Annotated in this window: 10 protein-coding genes, 1 tRNA gene and 2 pseudogenes; 8 read left to right on the top strand and 5 right to left on the bottom strand. The window is 61.6% G+C overall.

The genetic code is table 11. The features are described from left to right. Positions 1 to 214: 214 nt before the first annotated feature. From ybgC to ACK4S9_RS20555, 8 genes are all read left to right on the top strand, one after another. Positions 215 to 619, top strand: a complete 405-nt coding sequence (gene ybgC / locus ACK4S9_RS20520; protein WP_409729366.1) for a tol-pal system-associated acyl-CoA thioesterase — start codon at positions 215 to 217, stop codon at positions 617 to 619. 45 nt (positions 620 to 664) lie between these two features. Then, complete coding sequence (tolQ, locus tag ACK4S9_RS20525) at positions 665 to 1,348, top strand: protein TolQ (RefSeq protein ID WP_409729368.1); 684 nt, start codon at positions 665 to 667, stop codon at positions 1,346 to 1,348. A 16-nt stretch (positions 1,349 to 1,364) separates the two neighbouring features. Continuing rightward, on the top strand, positions 1,365 to 1,796 hold the full coding sequence (locus ACK4S9_RS20530) for a biopolymer transporter ExbD (RefSeq protein WP_409729370.1): 432 nt from the start codon (positions 1,365 to 1,367) through the stop codon (positions 1,794 to 1,796). A gap of 10 nt (positions 1,797 to 1,806) precedes the next feature. Then, the gene (gene tolA / locus ACK4S9_RS20535) at positions 1,807 to 2,745 is read left to right on the top strand and encodes a cell envelope integrity protein TolA (RefSeq protein ID WP_409729372.1); all 939 of its coding nucleotides are present in this window, start codon (positions 1,807 to 1,809) and stop codon (positions 2,743 to 2,745) included. Between the two features lie 19 nt (positions 2,746 to 2,764). Then, entirely contained in the window at positions 2,765 to 4,024 is a 1,260-nt protein-coding gene (gene tolB, locus ACK4S9_RS20540) for a Tol-Pal system beta propeller repeat protein TolB (RefSeq protein WP_409729374.1), read from the top strand. 36 nt (positions 4,025 to 4,060) lie between these two features. Further along, positions 4,061 to 4,585 carry a peptidoglycan-associated lipoprotein Pal gene (gene pal / locus ACK4S9_RS20545; protein ID WP_409729376.1) on the top strand — a complete coding sequence of 175 codons (525 nt, stop codon included), beginning with the start codon at positions 4,061 to 4,063 and terminating at the stop codon, positions 4,583 to 4,585. A gap of 112 nt (positions 4,586 to 4,697) precedes the next feature. Continuing rightward, complete coding sequence (ybgF, locus tag ACK4S9_RS20550; protein WP_409729378.1) at positions 4,698 to 5,453, top strand: tol-pal system protein YbgF; 756 nt, start codon at positions 4,698 to 4,700, stop codon at positions 5,451 to 5,453. Between the two features lie 71 nt (positions 5,454 to 5,524). Then, a tRNA-Lys gene (locus ACK4S9_RS20555) sits at positions 5,525 to 5,600 on the top strand. Positions 5,601 to 5,800: 200 nt separating this feature from the next. Here the strand turns inward: ACK4S9_RS20555 and ACK4S9_RS20560 are convergent. The 5 genes and pseudogenes from ACK4S9_RS20560 to ACK4S9_RS20580 form a co-directional block, all read right to left on the bottom strand. Next, positions 5,801 to 5,860 (bottom strand): annotated as a pseudogene (locus ACK4S9_RS20560) (integrase); the annotation flags it as partial. A gap of 76 nt (positions 5,861 to 5,936) precedes the next feature. Further along, a pseudogene (locus ACK4S9_RS20565) lies at positions 5,937 to 6,683 on the bottom strand (tyrosine-type recombinase/integrase); the annotation flags it as partial. A gap of 101 nt (positions 6,684 to 6,784) precedes the next feature. Beyond that, positions 6,785 to 8,043, bottom strand: a protein-coding gene (locus tag ACK4S9_RS20570; protein ID WP_409729380.1) for an IS3 family transposase whose coding sequence is annotated in 2 segments (ribosomal slippage) — positions 6,785 to 7,713 and positions 7,713 to 8,043 — 1,260 coding nt in all. Because the reading frame shifts where the segments join, the coding sequence is not laid out codon by codon here. A gap of 119 nt (positions 8,044 to 8,162) precedes the next feature. Further along, positions 8,163 to 9,332 carry a Wadjet anti-phage system protein JetD domain-containing protein gene (locus tag ACK4S9_RS20575; RefSeq protein WP_409729382.1) on the bottom strand — a complete coding sequence of 390 codons (1,170 nt, stop codon included), beginning with the start codon at positions 9,330 to 9,332 and terminating at the stop codon, positions 8,163 to 8,165. Then, positions 9,329 to 9,802, bottom strand: a complete 474-nt coding sequence (locus ACK4S9_RS20580) for an SbcC/MukB-like Walker B domain-containing protein (protein ID WP_409729384.1) — start codon at positions 9,800 to 9,802, stop codon at positions 9,329 to 9,331. Before ACK4S9_RS20580 ends, ACK4S9_RS20575 begins: the two co-directional genes overlap by 4 nt. Between the last annotated feature and the right edge of the window lie 99 nt (positions 9,803 to 9,901).

Here is a 9,901-nt window from a genome sequence, read left to right on the forward strand (position 1 = left end):
TACATATTGCTCGTATGTATCGGGCGCTCGGCAATTGTGAGAAAGTGTTACAGTTATTGGCCTTTCGGCCATGTTTCACGTCTACTATTACGCGCCGACATTGCCTTACCGATAGGCACGCCCGACCATTTCCTTTCCATATGTGCGTAAGCGTACATAAGGAGGGTAAAAATCGCGTAAAATGTTTCCTATTTTCATTTAAATGGCAGGGGAAATGCCTTCAGTTTTTGACTGGACAGTCAGGGTCTACTACGAGGATACCGACGCCGGTGGCATCGTGTTTTACGCCAATTACCTGAAGTTCTTCGAACGCGCGCGCACCGAATGGCTGCGCGCGGCAGGCGTCGGCCAGCAGGAATTGCTGGACGCCGAGGGCGCCGCTTTCGTCGTCAAGAGCGCCTCCCTGGACTACCATGCGCCGGCCCGCCTGGACGATGTGCTGACCATCCGCACCACGGTCGAGAAACTCGGCCGCGCCTCGGTGCAGTTCGCCCAGCAGGCCTGGAGGGGCGAGTTGCTGCTCACCAGCGCCAGCGTCAAGGTCGGCTGCGTCGACACCGCGACCATGCGCCCGCGTTCGCTTCCCGACCATGCTGCTGATAAAATGCGCGCCGCATAGGCGCATGACCACTTGACAAGATATTAGACAACAGACTCCCCACCGATGACCGAGACTCCAGACCTTTCGTTGACCGCCCTGATCTCCAATGCCCACGTGCTGGTGCAACTGATCATGGCCCTGTTGCTGATCCTCTCGATCGTCAGCTGGACGTATATCTTCCGCAAGGCGTTCGCGCTGCGCTCCGCGCGTAGCCAGACCGAGCAGTTCGAGCGCAGCTTCTGGGCCGGCGGCAACCTGCACACCCTGCACCAGAGCGCCAGCGCCCAGCGCGACCAGAGCGGCCCGCTGGCCCGCATCTTCGAATCGGGCATGGGCGAATTCATCAAGGGCAAGCAGGCCGCGCGCGACGCCAACGACATGGGCCCGGTACTGGACGGCTCGCGCCGCGCCATGCGCGCCGCCTTCCAGCGCGAACTCGACGCCCTCGACATCCACCTGAACTTCCTGGCCTCGGTCGGTTCGGTCTCCCCCTACATCGGCCTGCTCGGCACCGTGTGGGGCATCATGAACGCCTTCCGCGGCCTGGCCAACGTGCAGCAGGCCACCCTGGCCGTGGTCGCGCCCGGCATCGCCGAAGCGCTGATCGCCACCGCGATCGGCCTGTTCGCCGCGATCCCGGCGGTGGTGGCCTACAACCGCTTCACCCACGACATCGATCGCCTGGCGATCCGCTTCGAGAGCTTCGTCGAAGAATTCTCGAACATCCTGCAGCGCCAGGCGCGCTGAAGCGAGGGGGACCGGGATGGCCTTTAACAGCAGCCTGCGCAGCGGACGCAAACGCGCTTTCAAATCCGAAATCAACGTCGTGCCCTACATCGACGTGATGCTGGTGCTGCTCATCATCTTCATGGCGGTGCCGGCCAACGAGGCGCCGAACGTGGTCAACCTGCCTAGCGCCGAGAAGTCGGCGCTGCCGCCGGACACCTATATCCGCGTCGCGGTCCAGCCCGACAACAAGCTGTCGATCGGCGTCGGCGGCAAGCAGAAGGCCGCGATGGAAGACGTGGCCGACCGCACCGCCCTGCTGGCGCGCCTGCGCGCCCTGCACGAGGAGAATCCGGACTACCCGGTCCTGATCGAAGGCGACCGCGAGAGCAAGTACGAGGACGTGATCCAGTTGATTTCCGAAGCGAAGAAGATGGGCATCAACCGGGTGGGACTGGCCACGAAGTGATATGTCAGCAATGAAGCCAGCCACCGCCGGCGCGCCCTACCGCGTGCCGCCAGAACCGAGCCGCCTGCCAGCCTTCCTGCTGGCAGTGGCCGTACATGCCGTCTTGCTGGGTTTCCTGTACTTCGGCATCAGCTGGCAAAGCACGGAACCGGTCGCGGTCGAGGCCGAAGTCTGGGACATGTCGGTGCAAAGCGCCGCCGCGCCGCCGCTCCCGCCGCCGCCCGCCCCGGAACCGGCGCCCGAACCGGAGCCCGCGCCGCCGCCGCGTCCGGCCGAGCCGCCGCCGGTGGAACGCCCTGCGCCGGTCGATCCCGACATCAAGCTGCAGCGCGAGAAGGAACGCAAGGAGAAGGAACAGCGCGAGCTGGCCGAGAAGAAGGAGCGGGAGCGTAAGGAAGAACTGCGCAAGGAAGAAGAGCGCAAGGAACTCGCTGAAAAGAAAAAGAAAGAGGAAGCCGAGCGCCTGAAGAAGGAACTGGCCAAGAAGGAAGAAGCCGAGAAGAGAAAGAAAGAAGAAGCCGCCAAGCTGGCCGAGGCCAGGAAGCAGAAGGCCGCCGCCGAGAAGGCCGAGGCCGCCAAGCTGGAAAAACTGCGCCAGGAAGACCTCAAGCGCATGGCCGGCGCCATGGGCAGCACCGGCACGGCCGAGAAGTCGACCGCGCCGCGGGCCGACTCCGGCTATGTGGCCGCGATCACCGCCGCCATCAAGAGCGCCACCGCCTACGGCGGCAGCACCACGATGCCGGGCAATCCGAAGGCCGTGTTCAAGGTGGAACAGCTGCCGACCGGCGAAATCATGTCGGTGCGCCTGGTGAAAAGCAGCGGTGTGCCTGAGTTTGACAGAGCAGTGGAGAATGGTATCAAAAAGGCATCCCCGCTTCCCAAGAAAAAGGACGGGACGGTGGAACGCATACTTGATGTCAACTTCTCGATGAAAGACTACGACTGATTCGGTTTCAGAGACAGATATGAAAAAACTCCATTACCTGCTGTTTAGCGCCACCCTCCTGATGGGGACGGCGACCCATGCCCAGATCAAGGTCGAGATCGCCGGTGTCGGCAGCAACCAGATCCCGGTCGCGGTGGCCGCCTTCGCCGACGAAGGCATCGCGCCGGCGGACGTGTCCGACATCATCCGCGCCGACCTCGAGCGCAGCGGCGTGTTCAAGGTGATCGATGCCGGCCAGACCATCGGCGAAAACGCCAACGTCGACCTGGCCGCGTTCCGGGCCAAGGGCGCGGATGCCCTGGTGGTCGGCAGCGTCAGCCGCCAGCCGGACGGCCGCTTCGCGATCCGCTACAAGCTGCACGACACCGTCAAGGGCGCGCCGATCTCGCAACTGGGCGGCGAAGTGCAGCCGCAGTTCACGCGCCTGCAGGCCCACCGCATCGCCGACGACGTCTACGAGAAGCTGACCGGCGTGCGCGGCATCTTCTCGACCCGCATCGCCTACGTGAAGGACACCGGCAAGCAGCACGCGCTGGTGGTGGCCGACGCCGACGGCGAGAACGAGGTCGTGGCCGCCTTCGGCCGCGAGTCGATCATCTCGCCGGCCTGGTCGCCGGACGGCACCAAGGTCGCCTACGTCTCGCTGGAAGACCGCAAGCCGGTGGTCTACCTGCAGGACCTGCGCACCGGCCAGCGCAACGTCATCTCCAACGTCAAGGGCAACAACTCGGCGCCGGCCTGGTCGCCGGACGGCGGCATGCTGGCCGTGGCCCTGTCGAAAGACGGCAACACCGAGATCTACACCGTGCGCCCGGACGGCACCGGCCATCGCCGCCTGACCAACAACCCGGCGATCGACAGCGAGCCGCAGTTCTCGGCCGACGGACAAAGCATTTACTTCATGAGCGACCGCAGCGGCGGTCCGCAAATCTACAAGATGAGCGTCTCGGGCGGCAACGCCACCCGCGTGACGTTCAACGGCAACTACAACATCAGCCCGCGCGTGTCGCCAGACGGCAAGACCCTGGCCTGGATTTCCCAGCGCAACGGCAATTTCTCCCTCTATGCGATGGACCTGGCCAGCGGCCAGGAACTGCGCCTGGCCGATGGGGCCACCGAACCGAGTTTTTCGCCTAACGGCAAGTACATCATGTATGCGATCAAGGGCGGCGGGCGTGCCTCGCTGGCCGTGGTCTCGGTGGATGGACGGGTCAAGCAGCGCCTGACCACCAATGCGGGAAACATTCGGGAGCCCAGCTGGGGTCCCTTCATGAAGTAGGAAGCAGTAAAACTTTAATAGACAAGGAGAAAAACCATGCGCAACTTCCAGAAATTGGCCCTCATCGCTTCGGCTGCCCTGCTGACCGCCTGCTCGTCGACCAAGCTGCAGGAAACCCCGGTCGTCGAAAAGACCCCGACCCCGGCGCCTGTCGCCCAGGCTGAACCGGAACGCGTTATCCGCCCGGTCGAAACCGGCAACGTCGATCCGCTGAACGATCCGCAAGGCGTGCTGGCCAACCGCAGCATCTACTTCGACTACGACAGCTTCGTCGTGCGCGAAGACGGCAAGCCGGTCGTGTCCAACCACTCGCAATACCTGACCAAGAACACCGGTCGCAAGATCCTGATCCAGGGCAACACCGACGAACGCGGCGGCACCGAGTACAACCTGGCCCTGGGCCAGAAGCGTGCCGAAGCCGTCCGTCGTGCGATGGCAGCGCTGGGCGTGTCGGACAACCAGATGGAGGCCGTTTCGCTGGGCGAGGAAAAGCCGAAGGCCATGGGCAGCAACGAAGAGGCATGGGCTCAGAACCGCCGCGCCGACATCGTTTACCAGTAATAGTTGATCAAGTCGGCTGATACGGCTTAAGCCTGAGCCGATTGACAGCGGGGCGGACAGCAGTGCAGACTGCATCCGCCCCGTTTTTACTCTGCAACCAGAAAGAACTGTCATGATGAAACTGTCCCCGTCCCGCCTTGCCCTGTTGGCCGTGATGGCCTGGATGCCGCTGCAGGCATCCGCCAGCCTGCTCAGCGACAATGAAGCGCGCAAGGCCATCCTCGACCTGCGCGCCAAGGTCGATGCCGTGGCGCGCGACCTGAAGGCCCAGATCGACACCAAGTCGGACAGGACCGTCCAGCTCGACATGCTGAACCAGCACGAGCAGACCATGCAGGAAATCGCGCGCCTGCGCGGCCAGATCGAAGTGCTGGCCAACCAGATCAGCCGCGCCCAGGAAAGCCAGAAGCAGCTGTACGCCGACCTCGACGCGCGCCTGAAGAAGGTCGAGCCGCAGCAGGAAACCGTCGACGGCCAGGTGGCCTCGGTGCTGCCGTCCGAAAAATCCGCCTACGACAGCGCGACCGCCCTGTTCCAGTCGGGCGACTACAAGGGCGCAACCAGCGCCCTGCAGGACTTCGTGCGCCGCTACCCGGAATCGGCCTACGCCGCCAATGCGCAGTACTGGCTGGGCAACGCCTGGTACGCGCTGGGCGACTACAAGAAGGCCATCGCGGCCCAGGAAGTGGTCACCACCACCTACGCCGGCAGCCCCAAGGCGCCGGACGCGATGCTCAACATCGGCAGCAGCTACGCCCTGCTCAAGGACAACAAGAACGCCAGGAAGGCGCTGCAGCAGCTGGTGTCGAAGTATCCGGAATCGAGCGCCGCGCGCACGGCGAAAGACCGCCTGGCTTCGCTGAAATAAGGCCGCCGCCCGCGATGATGCTGTGCGGCATTTGACAGCGGGCGCGACGCACCCTATAATCTTGCTTCTTCGGGTCGTTAGCTCAGTTGGTAGAGCAGCGGACTTTTAATCCGTTGGTCGCTGGTTCGAGCCCAGCACGGCCTACCACGAATTTGCAGTATCAAATCAAGGCGTTGCGAGTGATCGTGACGCTTTTTTTTGTATCTGCGGCAGTCCCCTCTTCTACCTACTGTGCCGTGCTTGTGACGCGCAGCAGCCCGTCTACTACCGCCGCGTGACGCGCCATGTGCGCCGGCGCTAGGTGCGTACCGCCGCACCATCGCCGCCGACTTCCAGCCGCCCATCTCCTGCAGGTCGTACAGCGGCGTGCCGTTCTGGATCAGCCAGCTGGCCCAGGTGTGCCGCAGGTTGCCAACGGAAGTCCGCGATGCCGGCTCGCTTCAGCGCACTACGCCAGGCCTTCGTGTTCACGTACCTGATTGGGTTGCCGTCGTACGTGAAGACACGCTCCGAGTGCTTGCCACGCTGGCGTTCCAGCACCTCCACAGCCAAGTCGCACAGCGAAACGTGTATGTCCTCGCCACCCTTCGCCTCATCTGCCGCGATCCATGCCGTGCTCCGCTCAAGATCAACTTGCGACCATCGCAGACGTACCACATTACTCTGTCTTAGTCCGGTTACGAGCGCAAACAACGCGATGTCCCGCTGATGCTCCGGCAGCGCCTCCAACAACGCCTTCGCCTGCTTCGGCGTGATCCATCGAACACGACGCTTCGGTTCTAGGTACATCTTCACTTTCGGCACCCGGTCGATCCACTCCCACTCCAGGGACGCCTTACGCAAGATTGCACGAATCAGCGCAAGGTAGCGGTTGGCTGTCGCATTGCTCGACTCGGCTTTCTTGCGGGCACCAATCGCCGCTATTTCATCACGCGTGATCTCAACGAGCACTCGGTTCCGCAAGAACTGCCGCAACCAGTCCAACTTGAGCATATCCTCATGATGAGTGCGCTTATGTGCGGTCTCCTGTAGCCACTTGCTCGTTGCCTCGTCCCACGTGCGCTTGGGCTGCTCACCCAGTTTCTGTAGCCGCCAGTGCTCCGCCTTCAGGCGGTCGTGTAATTCCTGCGCCTCGACCTTGTCGCTCGTATCAGCAGAGCGCCTGATTCTCTCTCCCGATGGCGTGGTGAAGTCAATCCACCACGTACTTCCACGTTTATAAAGTGACATAACCCAACTCCCTTGAGTTGTCACTTGCAACGCTTGCCGTGGCTAAGCATAGCGTCCCATCGTGTGATCTTGCCCCGCTATTCCCGGACACAGCCTGATGGTCAGTTAGCGTCAGTTTCCAGAGCCTGACGGCATCGCTCTTTCCTAAACATGCGCGGCGATTTGTATCCCAGCGCTGAATGTGGATGCACCTCGTTGAAATGCTTGAATGCGTCGGGCAACTGGGCCAGCACGACAGCGCCGCTGCTGCGGTCCATGCCGCCGACGTAATCGCGTTTAAACGTGTTCACGAAGCTTTCTGCCATGCCGTTCGACTGCGGGCTGTTCACTGGCGTATGCACCGGCTTGATGCCCAGTTGATGGGCCAAAGCGTGCGTCTCGATGGCTCGGAAGGCGCCGCCATTGTCGCTCAAGAATTCCACTGTAATCGCCCGCTCGTCCGTGCTGCCGAAACGTGTTTCCACGGCCTCAATCATCATGTCGCGCACCGGCTCACCGGGCAGTCCACGTCCGATCCAGGCACGCCAGGCGATGATCTCGCGGTCGCAGCAGTCCTTCATGAACACGCCAGTGACCACCTCGCCGTTGTCGCAGGCGATCTCGAAGCCATCCGAGCACCAGCGCTGGTTCGATTCTTCGACCATCACTTTGCCGTCGTGAGGGCGGCCGCTATCACTACGCCTAGGCGATTTCGGCAGCAGCAAACCCTGCTCCTTCATCACGCGGTACATGCGCTTGTGGTTCACGGGGCGCAGGCCCATCAGGCTGCGCGTACGGTTCACCAGGGCACCGGCGCGACGATAGCCATAGGTTGGCAGTGCCGTGACCTCGGCACGTACGGCATCAGCAATCATCGCGTCGGCGACTGGATCGAGCCTGGCCACAGTACGCTTGTCGACCCAGTCCGCAGGTCGAGCAAGAAGGTCAATCACGTGCGAGCGCGCTACACCGAGGACAACGCAAACAGGCTTTACTGCCCGTCCTTGTCCAATAAGGGTGAGCGCGCAATCCACTTTTTTTCGCGAGCCAGCTCGACCGCTTCGCGCAGGATCTCCGCCTCCATCGTCTTCTTGCCCAGCATGCGCTGCAGTTGCGCGATCTGGGCGCGCGCCGCCGCCAACTCACTCGCCGGCACGACAGACTCACCAGAGTGCACCGCGACCAGGGCGCCTTCCCGCTCGAGCTTGCGCCAGTTAAACAACTGGCTGGCACTGATACCGTGCTTGCGGGCCACCAGCGATACGCTCATGCCCGGCTCGTACGTTTCCTTGACCAGCGCAGCCTTTTCCTGCACTGACCAGCGGCGGCGTCGCTCTTCGGACACCGTCACGACTTCGATGGTTTGGTTGTTTCTAGTCATACTCACAGTCTTATTCCTATCCGTAAGGATACAGCATCGACTGTGTCTGGTACTTCAAGGGGCTTTCTCACGTGGCCCTTACAAGGCTAGCGCATAGTCATGTGTTTCCGGCACCTAGTTCACGATCGATGAAGTGCCTCTTGCGCGCACCGCACCAGCTGCTGCCAAGCCATCGTCCACTCAATTTGCTCCTGCTCGAACCTGTAAGCGGTCCCGTTGTCACGGCGAAGCAACGCGTTCAAGCGAGCTTCGTCCTCGGTTAAGTTGGCTGGAGCAAGGTCTGGGGAAGGACTTTCCTCTACGCCCGAAAGGTTTTGTGACAGCTGGTACATGCGAGTCGCGTCATCCATCAATATCGAGCGTACGTGCGGGAGACGACCGCGCACTCGGCTCAGAATCGCGAACCCGTGCGTATCGATATCTCCCCAATAGAATATGTTCACCTCGCGTAGCCACAGACAGTCTGACAAAAATTCGACTGCATAACCGCGCCCCATGATCACGATTGCCCCTGGGAGATCTGCACATGCCAGCCCGGTAACAACGTTCTCGACAATGAACACCGTCTTGACCGGTAGGCACGCGCGCGCAAACTCTTCCACGGGAACAGTCAGGTCACCCATACCGAACAATGCAGCACGGATGGACGGGTCCAGAATGCGAAAACGCACGAGATTGGGTGGCATTAGCAATCCGCAGGTCGCGTAAAAATCCCCGCCTTCGGCACCAGTAATCGACGAGACGAGCGACGTAATCAATGGCTTTCGGGCTTCCATCCATTTGGTATCCATACCGACTAATGGTATCTGGCGATGGTACAGACCGGAGCTCCTGTTTCGGTCTAGCCAACTCAGAAGCGCCAGCAAACGGTTGAAATCGGCTTCGCTGTAGGTCGCCAACGCGTCGTACGCGCGCGAGGCCGCCATTTGACACTGTGGCCAGCGTGAGGCGATCGCCTGATAACGGTGCTGGACGCGCTTCCACTCGCCAGCGCGGGAAGCCCAGCCGGCCAACTGCTCCACGTTGTCAATGATGATCCGGTCCGGCAGGTTCTGTGCGCCAATTACTCTCCACTGGCGTTCGCGCCACTCAAGCCCTTGTGTTATTCGCCGCCAATCAGCGACCCATGCCTTGACCGCACCGAGGTCAGCCATTGCTTCCTTCTCTGAAGGCGGAGCGACGTTGATCTCGAGCGGGAACGCATCGAGCTCGTTGCCGCGCAACCATGCCTGACGATTCGCGGCGAACCGCCGGGCGCAAAAGGCCGCTACTTCTGCAACACTCTTCATTCCTCCAGAGCCTCCTCTGCCGCCATCGCCTGCTGCATCTCTTCGGAAACCGCAAAGCGCTTGGTCACGGCGTCGTAGCTGATGTCCATCGCTTCCGTAAATTTCCTGTCCTTGATGCTCACGAAGGTAGCGCCGCCAACGTAGGGCTCAATGGCCATGACGCTCTTGAGCGGGGTGGCGATAATCATCTGGAACTTGAACACCTGGAAGATCTCCATGCACTGCCGAGTAAACACGTTATCCGTACGCATGAACGCTTCATCCAGAACGATTGTCGAGAACGTTGGCGGGCGCTCGTCGCTGCCACCAAGCTGGTAGCGTAGGGCTGCCGCGAGACATGTAATCGCAAGTTTTTGTTTCTGCCCACCCGATTTCCCGCCATCGGTGCCGTAGGACTCAGCTTCCGACCCGTCTTCGCGCCGTTCGCTGCCGACAAATTCGACATGCTCTAAAGTGGACCCATCGGTCAAGACAGTTTTTCAGCGAGTTTAAGCTGTGTCGTTTACTCTCACTGCAGCTGGTCGGCGCTGCCCCGTGATACCCCTTCCTCGCCGCTGGAGAGCCTTATC

The organism is Massilia sp., assembly GCF_046293535.1.
GTDB lineage: Bacteria > Pseudomonadota > Gammaproteobacteria > Burkholderiales > Burkholderiaceae_D > Telluria.

Bases quoted from the DNA above. Each gene is read 5' to 3' on its own strand.
- ybgC (WP_409729366.1), top strand. From the start codon at position 215: ATGCCTTCAGTTTTTGACTGGACAGTCAGGGTCTACTACGAGGATACC.
- tolQ (WP_409729368.1), top strand. From the start codon at position 665: ATGACCGAGACTCCAGACCTTTCGTTGACCGCCCTGATCTCCAATGCC.
- ACK4S9_RS20530 (WP_409729370.1), top strand. From the start codon at position 1,365: ATGGCCTTTAACAGCAGCCTGCGCAGCGGACGCAAACGCGCTTTCAAA.
- tolA (WP_409729372.1), top strand. From the start codon at position 1,807: ATGAAGCCAGCCACCGCCGGCGCGCCCTACCGCGTGCCGCCAGAACCG.
- tolB (WP_409729374.1), top strand. From the start codon at position 2,765: ATGAAAAAACTCCATTACCTGCTGTTTAGCGCCACCCTCCTGATGGGG.
- pal (WP_409729376.1), top strand. From the start codon at position 4,061: ATGCGCAACTTCCAGAAATTGGCCCTCATCGCTTCGGCTGCCCTGCTG.
- ybgF (WP_409729378.1), top strand. From the start codon at position 4,698: ATGATGAAACTGTCCCCGTCCCGCCTTGCCCTGTTGGCCGTGATGGCC.
- ACK4S9_RS20575 (WP_409729382.1), bottom strand. From the start codon at position 9,332: ATGAAGAGTGTTGCAGAAGTAGCGGCCTTTTGCGCCCGGCGGTTCGCC.